Raw genomic sequence first — 15,161 nt, forward strand, 5'->3', positions numbered from 1 at the left:
GATAGGGGGTTTCTCATTGGTTTACGCGTGGTTGTCGCCGTATGTCGATCGCCTGTACGGCATGTGCTCGATCCCGCACACCCTGTGACCGAGCCTGTCCGGCCGAGCAGAGTAGCCGGACATGAGCGATGAGGCCACCCCGTACGCGAGGATGGTGAGCATGAACGTCATCATCTCCGCATCGGAACTGGCCGGCGACCTGGCGGGGGAGAACCCGCCGGTCGTCCTCGACGTCCGCTGGCAGCTCAGCGTGGCGAAGGCGGCGGGGGAGCCGCCGTTCGACGGGCGCGCCGCGTACGAGGCCGGGCATGTACCCGGCGCGGTCTACGTCGACCTGGACCGGGAGCTTGCGGGGGCGCCGGGTGGCCGCGGCCGGCATCCGCTGCCGGACCTCGCGCTGTTCGGTTCCGCGATGCGCCGGGCGGGTGTCTCGGCGGACAGGCCGGTCGTCGTGTACGACGGCGGGCAGGGCTGGGCGGCCGCCCGTGCGTGGTGGCTGCTGCGCTGGACGGGTCACCCGGACGTGCGGGTCCTCGACGGCGGGTTGCCGTCGTGGCAGGGCGAGCTCTCGCGCGACGTCCCCGCGCGCGGGGAGGGCGACTTCGAGCCGGTGCCGGGCGCCACGGGACTCCTCGACGCCGACGGGGCAGCCGCCCTCGCCGGTTCCGGGGTGTTGTTCGACGCCCGCGCGGGGGAGCGGTACCGGGGTGAGGTCGAGCCGATCGACCGGGTCGGCGGGCACATTCCGGGTGCCGTCTCCGCGCCCACGAACGACAACGTGGGCCCGGACGGCCGCTTCCTGGCGGCGGAGGATCTGCGGGACCGCTTCAAGGCGCTGGGGGCGTCCGACGGCACCGAGGTCGGCGTGTACTGCGGCTCGGGCGTCTCCGGCGCCCACGAGGTGTTGGCCCTGGCCGTCGCGGGGATCCCGGCGGCCCTGTACGTCGGCTCCTGGTCGGAGTGGTCCTCGGACCCGGCGCGGCCGGTCGCCGTGGGCCCCGATCCCCGGTAGTCCCGCCGCGCGGACACATGGGGAAGGGCCGCACCGGACAGGTGCGGCCCTTCCCCATGCCGTACGGATCCCCACGCCGGTACGGATCTCCGCACACATGAGGATGGTGCCCACCGGATCCCGTGAACCGGCCGACACCCCGGGGCCGTTGCCCGAGGGCCGGTTACTCCTGCTTCTTCCGCCGGGTGCCGAACACGATCTCGTCCCAACTGGGCACCGCGGCGCGGCGGCCCGGACGGACGCCGTCCGCCTCGGCCTGCCGGTCGGTGGCACCGATGAGACGGTCACGGTGGCTGCCGACGGAACGCGGCATGAGGACGTCCGCGTAGGCGGACCCGGCGGAGGCGGCCGGAGCCGGGGGCTCCTCGGCGACGGGCTCCTGCTCGTCGGGCTCCTCCGGGACGGGCTCAGCCGGGCGCTCCGGGACGACCATGTCGCCTCGGAAGCTCGGCACCGCCTCCAACAGACTGGTCAGCGAGTCGCGTTCCCGCTCGCCCGTGCTCTCCTCGGTGGGCTCGGACGCCTGGGCCGGCAGGCTGGGCCGGTCGAGCGTGCGGTCCAGCGGACGGTCGCGCGGCAGCCGTGCGATGCGCGGGACGAAGGGGAAACTGGGCTCGGGAGCGGCCAGGTCGTCGGACTCGCCGATCAGCGAGCGCGCCTCGTCGTCGACGGCCTGGACGAGCCGCCGGGGCGGGTCGTACGTCCAGCTCGCCGAGTGCGGCTCGCCCGCGACCAGATAGACCAGAAGGACTTCCCAGGTGCCGTCGTCGCGACGCCACGAGTCCCACTGGACGGTGTCCTTGTCGGCGCCGCGCAGCAGCAGCCGTTCCTGGACCGCTTCGCCGAGTTGGGGGCCGGCGTTCTCTCCGGGGCGGCGGACCGGGGTCTTCCGGGCCCGCTCGGCCATGAAGGCGCGCTCGGCCAGCACCGGGCCCTCGAAGCGGCGCACACGGTCGACAGGGATGCCGGCCATCTGGGCGACTTCTTCCGCGGTGGCGCCGGCACGTATACGCGCCTGGATGTCACGGGGGCGGAGATGGCTCTCCACCTCGATCTCGATCTGGCCGAGGCGGGGACGGTCGCCGCGGACGGCGGCGCGCAGACGCTCATCGATCGGAAGCGTGTACTCCGTGCTGTCCGCAGCCTTCAGCACCAGCCGTGTGCCGTCATTCGAGACGGCCACGACACGCAGTTCGGGCATGGGGACCTCCCGGGTGGTGCCTGCCGACGTCACGTGCGTCGCTGCTTCCGCTAGTCGAGTGTGGCCTGCCCGGGTGCAGCCTGCCACTACCTTGCCGAGTTGCCCGGCGTGTCGGGCACAGGTCCTGCGCCGCCGTTATGGCACGGTTACCTATTCGCCACGCTGAGTGACCAACCCCATCACCCTGTGCGACGAGCCCCCCCTCAAGCGGTCCAGCGAGGCCCCGGACATCCTGGAGGGAGACCGGGCCCAGGGCTCGCAACAGTACTCCATTTGGGCCACGTGCGTGGATTGGCGCGCCACCCAACTTCTGTGGAGAGGTGGGACTTGGCCGTCCCCCGCGGACATTTCGCGATCTTGGGCGTGGTGTAGTTCACGCAATCTCCCGAAAAGGAACTATCGCTTTCGCCCGTACGTCCCCTTCTCGTGCAGTTGATTGATCAAGTGAGGGAAAGGAAGGCAAGCTCCCGGTATGCGTGAAAGGCCCGAAACCGTCGGTGGAGCGAGCGCCGGGGAGGAGGTGAAGCGCAAGCGGATCGACCTGAGCGTGCCTCAGGTAGCCGGCAGCGCCGTGGCCGCGGTGGTGGCCGCGAAACTCGCCTCGTACTTCGGGGTCTACGGCACGATCCTCGGCGCGGGTCTGGTCAGCGTGGTCGCCACCTGCGGCGGATCGCTCTTCCAGCACTTCTTCAGCCGTACGGGGGAGCAGTTGCGCGAGGCGCAGGTCCGCGACGCGCACGGCGCACAGGTGCACGGCGCACAGGTGCACGGCGTACGGGTCCGCGACCCGCAGGCCCGCGACCCGCGGGTGGCCGCGCGACCGAGGGGGCGCACCCCGCTCCCGCCGGGCGAGTTCACCGAGGGCACCGTCCACCGCGCCCGGTCCGGGCGCCGCAAGCGGCCGGTGGTGGCGGCCGCGCTCGTCTTCGGGGTCGCGATGGCCGGGATCACCACCTACGAGCTGGTGTCGGGCGACAGCTTCAGCGGCGACCGGGGTACGACGGTCAGCGGGGCGGTGACGGGCGGCGGTTCCTCGTCCGGTACGTCCTCCGGCTCCTCCGGCGGGAACTCCGGGAACTCCGAGGACTCGGACGGCACGGACAGCACTTCGCCGACGGCGTCCCCGTCCTCGCCCGCCACCCCCTCGGCCGGGGCGTCGGATCCCTCGGACGGGGTCTCCTCCCCGGCGAGCGGCAGCGGGGAGGACTCGGGGGACGACACCGGCGGTGGTGCGACGGACGGGACCGCGCCGGCTCCCACGGCCACGGAGGGCGGCACGGGGGCCGACGACCCGGCGACCCCCGCACCCACGGGGTCCGCTACGACCCCAGAACCCTTCGCAGGTAGTCGTTCTGGAACAGACGACCAGGATCCAGCCGGTCCCGCAGCGCCGTGAACTCGCCGAAGCGCGGATAGACGTCGGCGAAGTACTCGGCGTCCCGGGTGTGCACCTTGCCCCAGTGCGGCCGGCCCTCGTGGGCGGTGAAGATGCGCTCGGCCGCGGTGAAGTACCCCTGGTAGGGCGTGCCCTTGGCCATGTGGACGGCGATGTAGGCGCTGTCGCGTCCGGAGGCGGTGGACAGGGTGATGTCGTCGGCGGGCGCGGTGCGCACCTCCACGGGGAAACTCACCCGCAGGCCCGAGCGGTCGAGCATCGCCTTCAGCTCGCGCAGCGTCCCGGTCACCGCCTCGCGCGGAACGGCGTACTCCATCTCCACGAAGCGGACCCGGCGCGGAGAGGTGAAGACCTTGTACGGGATGTCCGTGTAGGTGCGCGCGGACAGGGCCTTGCTGGACACCTGCGCGATGGCCGGGATCGTGGCGGGCACGGCCCTCCCCACCCACTGGGCCACCTGGAAGACGCCGTTGGAGAGGAACTCGTCCTCGATCCAGCTCGAGACCTGGCTCACCGGTCTGCGCGGGCCCGCGCTGCGGTTGTTGCGCTTGGTGTTGGTGCTGCCGGTGTGCGGGAACCAGTAGAACTCGAAGTGCTCGTTCTCGGCCCACAGCTCGTCGAACTCGGCGAGGACCTTGTCGAAGGGCATCGGTTCCTCCCGCGCGGTGAGCAGGAAGATCGGTTCCACGGCGAAGGTGATCGCGGTGACGACACCGAGGGCGCCCAGTCCGATCCGGGCGGCGGCGAAGAGCGCGCGCTCCTGCTCGGTGCCCTTCTCGGAGCAGGTGAGGACCGAGCCGTCCGCCGTGACGAGCTCGAGGCCCTTGATCTGGGCGGCGATCGAGGCGGACTCGCGGCCGGTGCCGTGGGTGCCGGTGCTGGTGGCCCCGGAGACCGTCTGCTCCATGATGTCGCCCATGTTGGTGAGCGACAGGCCCTCGCGCGCCAGCGCCAGGTTGAGCCGCTTGAGCGGGGTGCCGGCCTCTACCGTGACGGTCATGTTGTCGCGATCAATGTGGCGAATGCCCGTCAACAGTTGAGGGCGGATCAACACACCGTCGGTCGCCGCTATCGACGTGAAGGAATGCCCGGTACCGACGGCCTTCACCCTCAGTCCGTCCTCGGCGGCCCGGCGCACCGCCTCGGCCAGTTCGTCGACGGAGGCGGGCGTGACCTCCCGCGCGGGACGGGCGGCGACATTGCCGCCCCAGTTACGCCACGTGGCGTTCTTCCCGCTCGCTGTGCTGCTCAACGGTGCCTCCCCGACCCGGCGCCGGCCTGCTCAGCCGGCGGTACCCCAGAAAACCGACCGCGACCGCGACAGCTCCGGACACCGCCGGAACCCCGTACCCGGCCTGTGCGCCCGCCGCGTCGATGACCCAGCCGGCGATGGAGGAGCCGAGCGCGACGCCGACCGCGAGCCCGGTGCTGATCCAGGTCATGCCCTCGGTCAGTTGTGCGCGTGGTACGTGCTCTTCGATGAGGGACATCGTGGTGATCATCGTGGGAGCGATGGCCAGACCCGCAAGGAACAGCGCCACGGCCAGAAACGGCAAGTTCCCGACCAGTAGGAGGGGGATCATACTCACGCCCATCATGAACACGCCCAGCAGCCAGCGTCGTTCCGGCGTCCCCTTGAGGTGCAGCAGCCCGAAGACGAGCCCGGCCACGCAGGAACCGGCCGCGTAGAGCGCGAGGACGACACTGGCCGCGCCCTTGTGGCCCTGCTCGTCGGCGAAGGCGACCGTCACCACGTCGACCGCTCCGAAGATCGTCCCGGTCGCCACGAAGGTGGCCACCAGGACCTGGAGTCCGGGCGAGCGCAGAGCCGAGCCGCCGCCGCGCGTCGCGCGCGGGTGCGGCGCGGGCTCGGTGGCCCGCTGGGCGGTCAGCCAGAAGACGCCGACGGCGAGGAATCCGGCCGCCAGCAGCGGGCCGGCCTCCGGGAACCAGGCCGTGGACAGGCCGATGGAGATGATCGGCCCGAAGATGAAGCACACCTCGTCCACCACGGACTCGAAGGAGTACGCGGTGTGCAGTTGTGGCGTGCCCCGGTACACGGCCGCCCAGCGGGCCCGGATCATCGCACCCAGGCTCGGTACGGAACCGATCCCGGCGGCGCACACGAACAGCACCCAGTCCGGCCACTCGAAGTGCGCGGCGAGCAGCAGCCCGGCCGCGGCGGTGAGCGCGACCAGCGTCGCCGGGCGCAGCACCCTGCGCTGACCGTGCACATCCACCAGGCGCGAGATCTGCGGCCCGAAGGCGGCCGCCGCCAGCGCGATGGTCGCCGACAGCGCGCCCGCCAGCCCGTAGCGTCCGGTGAGCTGGGAGACCATCGTGACCACGCCGATGCCCATCATCGACAGCGGCATCCTGCCGAGGAACCCGGCGGCGGAGAAACCTGTGGAGCCGGGGGCGGCGAAGAGGGCTCGGTACGGGCTGGGCACGGGGTCTCCGGTGGGTCCGGGCACGCGCGCGTGACGGCTCGGCGCGGCGTGGGGGAAGGCGGCTCTGAGGGACTCGGTAAGGCGTGCGGTGAGCCCGGCGGAACCGGTAAGGCGTGAAGATGGCTCATACAGCTTACGAAGTTAGGCAACCCTAACGCATCCGGATATGCCCGGTACCCCGCCCGGCACCCCGCCGATTCCCGCCTGTCGGAGGCGGGTGGCAGGATCGACTCATGCGAGACGCGCTCGATGCCACCCCCTACGACGCCCTGCTCCTGCTCTCCTTCGGCGGCCCGGAAGGGCCGGACGACGTGGTTCCGTTCCTGGAGAACGTGACGCGCGGGCGCGGCATCCCCAAGGAACGCCTCAAGGAAGTCGGCCGGCACTACTTCCTGTTCGGCGGGGTAAGCCCCATCAACGACCAGAACCGCGCCCTGCTGGACGCCCTGCGCAAGGACTTCGCCGACCACGGCCTGGACCTGCCGATCTACTGGGGCAACCGCAACTGGGCGCCGTACCTCACGGACACCCTGCGCGAGATGGTCACCGACGGCCGTCGTCGCGTCCTCGTCCTCGCCACCAGCGCCTACGCCTCGTACTCCGGCTGCCGTCAGTACCGTGAGAACCTCGCCGACTCGCTGGCCGCGCTGGAGGCCGAGGGGCTCGAACCGCCGAAGGTCGACAAGCTGCGGCACTACTTCAACCACCCCGGCTTCCTGGAACCCATGATCGAGGGTGTGCTGCGGTCGCTGGCCGACCTCCCCGAGGAGGTCAGGGACGGCGCGCACCTCGCCTTCTCGACCCACTCCATCCCGATCGCGTCGGCGGACACCTCCGGCCCGGTCGAGGCCCACGGCGACGGCGGCGCGTACGTGAAGCAGCACCTGGACACCGCCCGGCTCATCGCCGACGCCGTCCGCGAGCGCACCGGCGTGGACCACCCCTGGCAGCTCGTCTACCAGTCCCGCTCCGGCGCCCCGCACATCCCCTGGCTGGAGCCCGACATCTGCGACCACCTGGAGGAGCGGCACGCGGCCGGCGTCCCGGCCGTCGTGATGGCCCCCATCGGCTTCGTCTCCGACCACATGGAGGTCCTCTACGACCTCGACACGGAGGCCAAGGCCAAGGCCGAGGAACTGGGCCTGCCGGTGCGCCGCTCGGCCACCGTCGGCGCCGACCCGCGCTTCGCCGCCGCGATCCGCGAGCTCGTCCTGGAGCGCGCCGCGACGGAGAACGGCCTGGAGGTCACCCCCTGCGCCCTGGGGGCGCTCGGCGCGAGCCACAACCTGTGCCCGGTCGGCTGCTGCCCCGCCCGTGCCCCCAAGCCCGCCGCCGCGGGCGCCGACAGCCCCTACGCGTGAGGAACGGCGTGACCGACCCCCTGCACACCGAACTGCTCGAGCTCGCCAAGGAGGCCGCCCGCCGGGCCGGCGAGCTGCTGCGGGACGGCCGCCCGGCCGATCTCGCGGTCGCCGCCACCAAGTCGAGCCCGATCGACGTGGTCACCGAGATGGACATCGCGGCCGAGAAACTGATCACGGGACTGATCTCCGAACACCGCCCCGACGACGGCTTCCTCGGCGAGGAGGGTGCCTCCAGCGAGGGCACCAGCGGCGTCCGCTGGGTGATCGACCCCCTCGACGGCACGGTCAACTACCTCTACGGACTGCCCACCTGGGCCGTCTCCATCGCGGCCGAGCAGGAGGCGAGACCGTCGCCGGGGTGGTCGAGATCCCGATGCGCGGCGAGACGTACCACGCGGTACGCGGCGGCGGGGCCTGGGGGAGCGGCGCCCGGCAGGGCGAGCGCGCCCTGTCCTGCCGTCCCGCGGCGCCCCTCGAGCAGGCCCTGGTCTCCACCGGGTTCAACTACGTCACCGAGGTCCGGGCCCACCAGGCCGACGTCGCCCGGCGGCTGATCCCGCTGCTGCGCGACATCCGGCGCAGTGGCTCGGCCGCGGTCGACCTGTGCGACGTGGCCGCCGGCCGCCTCGACGGCTACTACGAACGCGGACTGCACCCCTGGGACCTCGCGGCGGGCGACCTGATCGCCCGGGAAGCGGGCGCGCTGACCGGTGGGCGGCCCGGAGAGCGCCCCGCGCGCGACCTGGCGGTGGCGGCATCCCCCGGCGTCTTCGAGCCCCTCCAGCGACTCCTGGAGGACTTCGGCGCCTGGCACGACTGAGCCGCTCCCGCGCGGCCACGCGAAGGGGCCCCGGCGCTGGATTCGCCGGGGCCCCTCCGTCTGCGTACGTACTGCTCAGGCGACGCTCGTCGCGCCGACCTCCACACCGTGCTCGGCGGCGAGGCGGCGCAGGTCGTCGAGCTCGGCCTGTTCCACCTCGACGAGGAAGTCGTCGCCCTCGTCGCGAGCCCGCGTCAGGTCGGACTCGGTCGTCCTTATGCGGTGCAGAAGTCCTGCGGTGAATGCGTCCATGCTGCGCCCCCTCGTCCTGGGTCGTGGGTCGGTGGCACGGGGGTGTGCCGGTTGAGAAGGGGCGATCACGTCTGCCACAGGTGCCCAGCGCTGCCCTGCCGGGCGGCGACGGTGCCGGACACCCACGCCCGCTCTGCGGCCGACGGACCGCGGGGTACCGCATGGTGCTGCGGCACATGCAGAGCGTGATCGCGGGGTGTAAAGCCGTCCTCCCCCCGCTCCCTTCCGCGGAAACCTCAACCTCACGAGAAAATCTCGCATTCCCGGGCTTCACACCCGTCCTTCATCTTCCGCGCAGCCGCCTTACCCCCGACTTATGGCCGAAAAGGGCAGGATGGAGGCACACACTCACCGAACCCCCTGCCCGCGTGCGCTCACGGAGCGCTACGCGGGTGGACACAGGAAGGACAAGCGACGTGCGCGTACTCGTCGTCGAGGACGAGCAGCTGCTCGCCGATGCGGTGGCCACCGGACTGCGCCGGGAGGCCATGGCCGTCGACGTCGTGTACGACGGTGCGGCGGCTCTGGAGCGCATCGGCGTCAACGACTACGACGTGGTCGTCCTCGACCGGGACCTCCCCCTCGTCCACGGCGACGACGTCTGCCGCAAGATCGTCGAACTCGGCATGCCCACGCGCGTGCTGATGCTCACGGCCTCCGGTGACGTCAGCGACCGCGTCGAGGGCCTGGAGATCGGCGCCGACGACTACCTTCCCAAGCCCTTCGCCTTCAGCGAGCTGATCGCACGCGTGCGTGCCCTCGGCCGGCGCACGAGTCTGCCGCTGCCGCCCGTCCTGGAGCGGGCCGGCATCAAGCTCGACCCCAACCGCCGCGAGGTCTTCCGCGACGGCAAGGAGGTCCAGCTCGCGCCGAAGGAGTTCGCCGTCCTGGAGGTGCTGATGCGCAGCGAGGGAGCGGTGGTCTCCGCGGAGCAGCTCCTCGAGAAGGCATGGGACGAGAACACCGACCCGTTCACCAACGTCGTACGCGTGACCGTCATGACGCTCCGCCGCAAGCTGGGCGAGCCTCCGGTGATCGTCACGGTCCCCGGTTCCGGCTACCGGATCTGATCCGCCGTGGCAACGACACCCGCGCCTCCCCAGGCACCCCCGAAGCCCACCTGGGACCCCAGGAGCCCGCAGTCGCCCTTCCCGTGGCTGCGCCCGACCATCCGCATACGCCTCACGCTGCTGTACGGCGGCATGTTCCTGATCGCCGGCATCCTGCTGCTGTCGATCATCTACCTGCTGGCCGCACAGGCCCTGCACACCGGCAACCAGCCGTTGTTCAAGATCATCGACGTCGGGAACCTGAAGGTCTCCAGCACCGACTGTCCCGGGCTCGCCAGCGGCCAGACGCTGGGGGAGTTCAACGACGCGATCAGCCAGTGCATGAACCACCAACGCCAGGCGGCGCTGGACAACCTGCTCAGCCGCTCCCTGCTGGCTCTCCTGGGCCTCGCGGTGATCGCCTTCGCCTTCGGCTACGCCATGGCCGGCCGGGTGCTGTCCCCGCTCGGCCGGATCACCCGCACCGCGCGCGCGGTGGCGGGCTCGGACCTGTCCCGCCGTATCGAGCTGGACGGACCGGACGACGAGCTGAAGGAACTGGCCGACACCTTCGACGACATGCTGGAGCGCCTCCAGCGGGCCTTCACGGCCCAGCAGCGCTTCGTGGGCAACGCCTCGCACGAGCTGAGGACCCCGCTGGCGATCAACCGGACGCTGCTCGAAGTGCACCTGTCCGACCCGGAGGCGCCCGTGGAGCTCCAGCAGCTCGGCAAGACGCTGCTGGCCACCAACGAGCGCAGCGAGCAGCTCGTCGAGGGACTGCTGCTGCTCGCCCGCAGCGACAACCAGATCGTCGAGCGCAAGCCGGTCGACCTCGCGGAGGTCGCCGGGCAGGCCATCGACCAGGTGCACGGGGAGGCGGCGGCCAAGGGCGTCGTGATCCGGGGTGATCAGAAACCGGCCGTCGTCCAGGGCAACGGCGTCCTGTTGGAGCGGATCGCGCTGAATCTCGTGCAGAACGCCGTACGGTACAACGTGTCCGAGGGCGGCTGGGTCGAGGTGACCACCGAGGTCCAGCACGGGCAGGCGGTCCTCGTCGTGTCGAACACCGGGCCGGTCGTGCCCGCCTATGAGATCGATAATCTGTTCGAGCCCTTCCGTCGCCTGCGTACGGAGCGGACCGGCAGTGACAAGGGGGTCGGGTTGGGTCTGTCCATCGTGCGGTCCGTGGCACGGGCGCACGGCGGTCATATCGCGGCCCAGCCGCGCGAGGGGGGTGGACTCGTGATGCGGGTCACCTTCCCCGTCTGAGATCATGTCGCCGACACACGCGAGGATGTTCGCTTTGCGCGGAATTTTCTGGGTCCCGACCCGGCTTCCCCGTGTGTGATCGATCACAAGGGCGAATTTCCGGCCATCTACTCTCCGTGATCATGAATGCCGTCGTAAAGCCCGGAAAATCCGGGTTTTCAGGGGTCCTGATCACGGGAAGTACACGGTGAGACGCCTTTGAAGTGCGGCAATCGGACCGTGTACGGTCCCGATCGCCATCCAAGCCGATCACTCGTGAGGAGTTCGGTTGGGTGTCGATTGAGTAACAGACCTTGATGTGAGGCAAAATCTCCGCCTCGAGGCGGGCACAAGTCCGGCCTCTCACGCGTTACGTGCGCTGGAGACACCGCAGACACCCAGAGGGGGAGAGGCGAAATGGCTACCGATTACGACACCCCACGCAAGACCGATGACGACGTCGACTCAGACAGTCTTGAAGAGCTGAAGGCCAGGCGGAACGACAAGTCCGCCTCCGCAGTCGATGTCGACGAATTCGAGGCCGCCGAAGGTCTCGAGCTGCCCGGCGCAGACCTCTCGAACGAGGAACTGGCCGTCCGGGTGCTGCCGAAGCAGCAGGACGAGTTCACCTGCATGAGCTGCTTCCTGGTGCATCACCGCAGCCAGCTGGCCCGGGAGAAGAACGGCCAGCCGATCTGCCGCGACTGCGACTGAGGCGGGGTCGGCCGTGACTGGCTCGACCCCACCCAGGAAGCGCCGCTTCCCCCTGTGGGGAACGGACAAGGGGCCCTCCCGCGGCCCTCACGGCGTGCGTGACGACGAGCGAGGCTCATCCGGTACGGGAGCGGTCCCTGCGGGATCGGCCTCGCTCGAACCCGCGACGGACCGGACTGACCGACCGGTGCAGACGCGGAGCGCCGCCCCCGTCGCCAGACGGCGGGCGGCGGCCATCCGGGACAAGGCGACGGACCTCGCCAAGGAAGGCGTCCGCAAGGGCGGGAACCGCGCCAGGGCGGGACTGGGGCACCTCGCCGACCGGATCATCGACCTCGCCCCCCGGGTCCCCGTACGGGACCTCCAGACGCTGCGCAGGCAGTTCCCCGGCCTCGGGCCGGAGCAGCTCGCCGACAAACTCGTCTCGGGCGCGGCCAACGCCACGTCCACCGTCGGCGCGGGCATCGGGGCGGCGGCGATGCTCCCCGTACCGCCCGCGATGCCCACCGAACTGGCCGCGGAGATCACCGGGGTCGCGGCGATCGAACTGAAACTGATCGCCGAGCTCCACGAGGTCTACGGCGTGCGCCCGGCGGGCGGTCTCAAGGACCGCAGCACCGCGTATCTGCGGTCGTGGTCGGGCGAACGAGGCGTCGACGTCATGAAGCCGTCCACGGTCAACTCGGCGCTGGGCGGCCAGATGAAGCGCGAGCTGCGCCAGCAGATCATGAAGCGCATGGTCCGCGATCTGCCGATGCTGATGCCCTTCATGGTGGGCGCCGCCGTCGGAGCGGTCATGAACCGGCGGGACACCAGGAGAGTGGCCGGGAAGGTCCGGGCAGACCTGCGGAAGCGGCAGGTGCCGTGGGACGAGCTGCCGGCACTGCCGCCGCTGGAGAAGCCGGCGGACGCCCTGGCCATCGAGGAGATCCCCGAGAACCCCCTGCATTCCCTGGGCCCCGGCAGTCCCGGAATCTCCGGGAACCCTGAGAACCCCGGGAACCCTGAGAACCCTGACAGCCCCGGGAACCGAGAACCCTGAGAAGCCCGGAGGGCACGGGCGTCGAGACGGCCGGTTACGCCGTCGCCTCCCGCGCGGCCTTCAGCGCCTCGGCCAGACGCTCCGGCTCCCGCGTCGACAGGTACAGGTACGGCGTCGGGTCGTCCGGGTCGGTGACCTCGACCCGCAGTGCCGTGGGGATGTACGAGCGCAACAGCAGGAACGCCCGGGTGTCGGCCTTGTGCGTGCGCCAGGCGCGCGCCTCGTCCGCGTCCAGGATCTCCGCCTCGCCCAGGGCCGCGACCGGGATCTTCGCCTCGCCGGCGATGAGCGAGTCGCCCACGACGCGGATGCGGACGGAACCGTATGAGCTGGCCACGACGGCGGCGGCCGCGGTGCCGCCGACCAGCCCGCCGAGCAACGGCAGGGTGCCGAAGGGCAGCAGGATCAGGGCCATGGAGACACCCACGAGGAACGAGACGAACCACCACGACCTGGGGGCGGTGAGGCGTTCTTCGTACGGGGTGGTCGAGAGCTGCATGCGGCCAAGCTTGGCACGGTGTCCTGATGTGGCGGACGCGCGGGTAAGGTCTGCGCCTGTGAGTGGTACTTCCGCAGCTCTTGAGCCTCCGGCCGATGCCGTGAAACCCGTCCGGCACCCCGACGCTCCCGTGCCCGGCGAGCTCCTCGGTGCCCACTACGAACACTGTTTCGGATGTGGCGGCGAGCAGACGCACGGGCTGCACCTGGAGGCGCGGGCCGGCGAGGGGGTGACCGTCACCGCCGAGTTCACCGTGCAGCCCGCCCACCAGGGCGCGCCCGGCCTCGCGCACGGCGGGGTCCTGGCCACCGCCCTCGACGAGACGCTCGGCTCGCTGAACTGGCTGCTGCGGACGATCGCCGTGACCGGACGGCTGGAGACCGACTTCGTCCGGCCCGTGCCGGTCGGCACCACGCTGTACCTGGAGGCCGAGGTGACGGCGGTGGCCGGGCGCAAGATCTACTCCAGTGCCACCGGGCGGATCGGCGGTCCCGGCGGGCCGCTCGCCGTCCGTGCCGACGCGCTCTTCATCGAGGTCGCGGTCGAGCACTTCGTGAGCCACGGCCGGCCGGCGGAGATCGAGGCCGCCATGAGCGACCCGGACCAGATCAGGCGCGCCCGCGCCTTCGAGGTGAACCCGTGAGCCGTGACCCCCTGAACGTCCTGATCCGGCGCGTCGACCCCGACGTACCGCTTCCGACGTACGAGCACCCCGGTGACGCCGGGGCGGATCTGCGCACCACGATCGGTCATGAACTCGCGCCGGGGGAGCGGGCCGTACTGCCCACGGGGGTGTCCATCGCCCTGCCCGAGGGGTACGCGGCCTTCGTGCACCCGCGCTCGGGGCTGGCAGCCCGGTGCGGCGTCGCCCTCGTGAATGCCCCGGGGACGGTTGATGCCGGGTACCGTGGGGAGATCAAGGTGATCGTGGTGAATCTCGACCCGCGCGAGTCCGTGCGGTTCGAGCGCTTCGACCGGATTGCCCAACTGGTCGTCCAGCAGGTCGAGAGGGTCCGCTTCCAGGAGGTGGCGGAGCTTCCCGAATCCGCGCGGGCCGCAGGGGGCTTCGGGTCCACCGGCGGGCATGCGGCCGTGGGCGGTGAAAGCGGTACAAGCGCCTCGGCCGCCGAGGGCGGCGCGACGGGTGGGAATCGATACGCTTCGGTCGTATCCGACCGGGAAGGACAGTGACGTGTTCGGACGTCGCAAGAAGAAGGGTGCCGCCGAGGACGCGGCCGGCGAGGCCGAGCAGGTCGTCGACAGTGTCGACGCTGAGGCGGACGACGTGGAGGGCGAGCGCGAGCGGGTGCGTCTCGAGCCCGAGCCGCGCCCCGACGGGCCCTGGGACGACTCGGAGGTGCGCGACCCGGCCGAGGGCCGGGTGGACCTCGGCGGGATCTTCGTGCCCGGGGTCGACGGCATGGAGCTGCGGGTCGAGGTCGCCGGTGACGCGATCGTCGCGGCGACCGTCGTGCTGCGCGACAGCGCCATCCAGCTCCAGGCCTTCGCCGCTCCCAAGCGCGAGGGCATCTGGGGCGAGGTGCGCGAGGAGATCGGCTCCGGCATCACCCAGCAGGGTGGCATCGTCGACGAGGTCGAGGGCCCGCTGGGCTGGGAGCTGCGGGCGCAGGTGCCGGTACAGCTGCCGGACGGCACGGGTGGCTTCCACGTCGTGCGGTTCGTCGGCGTGGACGGTCCCCGCTGGTTCCTGCGCGGGGTGATCTCGGGCCAGGGCGCGGTGCAGCCGCAGGCGGCCGGTCTGCTCGAGCAGATCTTCCGGGACACCGTCGTGGTCCGCGGCGAGGGTCCGATGGCGCCCCGCGACCCCATCGTCCTCAAGCTGCCGAACGACGCGCAGATGGTCCCCGAGGGCGTCCAGCAGCAGGACGAGGGCTCCCGCTTCTCGGGCGGCATGGGCCAGCTTCAGCGCGGACCGGAGATCACCGAGGTCCGCTAGTCCAGGACGGCAGACCGCGACGGCGGTCCGCGCGGCGGTCCGCGACGGCGGACCGCACGGCTCTGAGGGCCGCACCCCGCACGGGGTGCGGCCCTTTGTCGTGTCCGCGTCTCGCGCGCTTCTCGTGTGTGAACCCTTGACGGTCCATTGGTCT

General features: G+C 71.2%; 15 protein-coding genes and 1 pseudogene. 11 read left to right on the forward strand and 5 right to left on the reverse strand.

The features are described 5' to 3' along the window. The first annotated feature begins 160 nt into the window (after positions 1-160). The gene (locus AOQ37_RS28990) at positions 161-1,012 is read left to right on the forward strand and encodes a sulfurtransferase (protein ID WP_107085330.1); all 852 of its coding nucleotides are present in this window, start codon (positions 161-163) and stop codon (positions 1,010-1,012) included. A 163-nt stretch (positions 1,013-1,175) separates the two neighbouring features. Here AOQ37_RS28990 and sepH read toward each other — a convergent pair whose 3' ends face one another. Next, positions 1,176-2,213: a septation protein SepH gene (sepH, locus tag AOQ37_RS28995; RefSeq protein WP_062648502.1), complete on the reverse strand. Its 1,038-nt coding sequence runs from the start codon at positions 2,211-2,213 to the stop codon at positions 1,176-1,178. A gap of 472 nt (positions 2,214-2,685) precedes the next feature. Here sepH and AOQ37_RS29000 point away from each other — a divergent pair, with 472 nt between their 5' ends. Then, on the forward strand, positions 2,686-3,609 hold the full coding sequence (locus AOQ37_RS29000) for a hypothetical protein (protein ID WP_062648504.1): 924 nt from the start codon (positions 2,686-2,688) through the stop codon (positions 3,607-3,609). On the opposite strand, the gene AOQ37_RS29005 is transcribed toward AOQ37_RS29000, so the two are convergent. Further along, positions 3,533-4,861, reverse strand: a complete 1,329-nt coding sequence (locus AOQ37_RS29005; RefSeq protein ID WP_062648506.1) for a D-arabinono-1,4-lactone oxidase — start codon at positions 4,859-4,861, stop codon at positions 3,533-3,535. The two genes, AOQ37_RS29000 and AOQ37_RS29005, sit on opposite strands and share 77 nt — an antisense overlap. Then, positions 4,821-6,059 carry an MFS transporter gene (locus tag AOQ37_RS29010; RefSeq protein WP_062648508.1) on the reverse strand — a complete coding sequence of 413 codons (1,239 nt, stop codon included), beginning with the start codon at positions 6,057-6,059 and terminating at the stop codon, positions 4,821-4,823. Before AOQ37_RS29010 ends, AOQ37_RS29005 begins: the two co-directional genes overlap by 41 nt. Positions 6,060-6,292: 233 nt before the next feature. Here AOQ37_RS29010 and AOQ37_RS29015 point away from each other — a divergent pair, with 233 nt between their 5' ends. Both AOQ37_RS29015 and AOQ37_RS29020 read left to right on the forward strand, forming a co-directional pair. Continuing rightward, positions 6,293-7,420 (forward strand): ferrochelatase, encoded by a 1,128-nt coding sequence (locus AOQ37_RS29015; protein WP_062648510.1) that lies wholly within the window; start codon positions 6,293-6,295, stop codon positions 7,418-7,420. A gap of 8 nt (positions 7,421-7,428) precedes the next feature. Continuing rightward, a pseudogene (locus AOQ37_RS29020) lies at positions 7,429-8,243 on the forward strand (inositol monophosphatase family protein). A 75-nt stretch (positions 8,244-8,318) separates the two neighbouring features. Here the strand turns inward: AOQ37_RS29020 and AOQ37_RS40915 are convergent. Further along, entirely contained in the window at positions 8,319-8,495 is a 177-nt protein-coding gene (locus AOQ37_RS40915; protein WP_199825099.1) for a hypothetical protein, read from the reverse strand. A 416-nt stretch (positions 8,496-8,911) separates the two neighbouring features. Here AOQ37_RS40915 and AOQ37_RS29025 point away from each other — a divergent pair, with 416 nt between their 5' ends. The 4 genes from AOQ37_RS29025 (at position 8,912) to AOQ37_RS29040 (ending at position 12,551) form a co-directional block, all read left to right on the forward strand. Then, entirely contained in the window at positions 8,912-9,565 is a 654-nt protein-coding gene (locus tag AOQ37_RS29025; protein WP_020125132.1) for a response regulator transcription factor, read from the forward strand. A gap of 6 nt (positions 9,566-9,571) precedes the next feature. Next, complete coding sequence (locus AOQ37_RS29030; RefSeq protein ID WP_062648512.1) at positions 9,572-10,816, forward strand: sensor histidine kinase; 1,245 nt, start codon at positions 9,572-9,574, stop codon at positions 10,814-10,816. A gap of 396 nt (positions 10,817-11,212) precedes the next feature. Next, a complete protein-coding gene (locus tag AOQ37_RS29035) occupies positions 11,213-11,509 on the forward strand; it encodes a DUF4193 domain-containing protein (protein WP_003993510.1) in 297 nt (98 codons plus the stop codon). Between the two features lie 13 nt (positions 11,510-11,522). Further along, the gene (locus AOQ37_RS29040; RefSeq protein ID WP_234437035.1) at positions 11,523-12,551 is read left to right on the forward strand and encodes a hypothetical protein; all 1,029 of its coding nucleotides are present in this window, start codon (positions 11,523-11,525) and stop codon (positions 12,549-12,551) included. Between the two features lie 34 nt (positions 12,552-12,585). On the opposite strand, the gene AOQ37_RS29045 is transcribed toward AOQ37_RS29040, so the two are convergent. Next, positions 12,586-13,050 carry a DUF3093 domain-containing protein gene (locus AOQ37_RS29045; RefSeq protein ID WP_062648515.1) on the reverse strand — a complete coding sequence of 155 codons (465 nt, stop codon included), beginning with the start codon at positions 13,048-13,050 and terminating at the stop codon, positions 12,586-12,588. A 58-nt stretch (positions 13,051-13,108) separates the two neighbouring features. On the opposite strand from AOQ37_RS29045, the gene AOQ37_RS29050 reads away from it, so the two are divergent. From AOQ37_RS29050 to AOQ37_RS29060, 3 genes are read left to right on the forward strand one after another with little or no spacing between them, the layout of a single operon-like run. Beyond that, positions 13,109-13,693, forward strand: a complete 585-nt coding sequence (locus AOQ37_RS29050; protein ID WP_062648517.1) for a PaaI family thioesterase — start codon at positions 13,109-13,111, stop codon at positions 13,691-13,693. Next, complete coding sequence (dut, locus tag AOQ37_RS29055; protein ID WP_062648519.1) at positions 13,690-14,241, forward strand: dUTP diphosphatase; 552 nt, start codon at positions 13,690-13,692, stop codon at positions 14,239-14,241. The genes AOQ37_RS29050 and dut overlap by 4 nt, the downstream gene beginning before the upstream one ends. A gap of 1 nt (position 14,242) precedes the next feature. Further along, positions 14,243-15,007, forward strand: a complete 765-nt coding sequence (locus AOQ37_RS29060) for a DUF3710 domain-containing protein (RefSeq protein WP_062648521.1) — start codon at positions 14,243-14,245, stop codon at positions 15,005-15,007. Positions 15,008-15,161 lie beyond the last annotated feature (154 nt).

Origin of the sequence: Streptomyces maremycinicus (assembly GCF_001184025.1) — a bacterium.
GTDB lineage: Bacteria > Actinomycetota > Actinomycetes > Streptomycetales > Streptomycetaceae > Streptomyces > Streptomyces maremycinicus.

Excerpts from the sequence above, each read along its gene's own strand:
- AOQ37_RS28990 (WP_107085330.1), top strand. The coding sequence starts at position 161 with ATGAACGTCATCATCTCCGCATCGGAACTGGCCGGCGACCTGGCGGGG.
- sepH (WP_062648502.1), bottom strand. The coding sequence starts at position 2,213 with ATGCCCGAACTGCGTGTCGTGGCCGTCTCGAATGACGGCACACGGCTG.
- AOQ37_RS29000 (WP_062648504.1), top strand. The coding sequence starts at position 2,686 with ATGCGTGAAAGGCCCGAAACCGTCGGTGGAGCGAGCGCCGGGGAGGAG.
- AOQ37_RS29015 (WP_062648510.1), top strand. The coding sequence starts at position 6,293 with ATGCGAGACGCGCTCGATGCCACCCCCTACGACGCCCTGCTCCTGCTC.
- AOQ37_RS40915 (WP_199825099.1), bottom strand. The coding sequence starts at position 8,495 with ATGGACGCATTCACCGCAGGACTTCTGCACCGCATAAGGACGACCGAG.
- AOQ37_RS29035 (WP_003993510.1), top strand. The coding sequence starts at position 11,213 with ATGGCTACCGATTACGACACCCCACGCAAGACCGATGACGACGTCGAC.
- AOQ37_RS29045 (WP_062648515.1), bottom strand. The coding sequence starts at position 13,050 with ATGCAGCTCTCGACCACCCCGTACGAAGAACGCCTCACCGCCCCCAGG.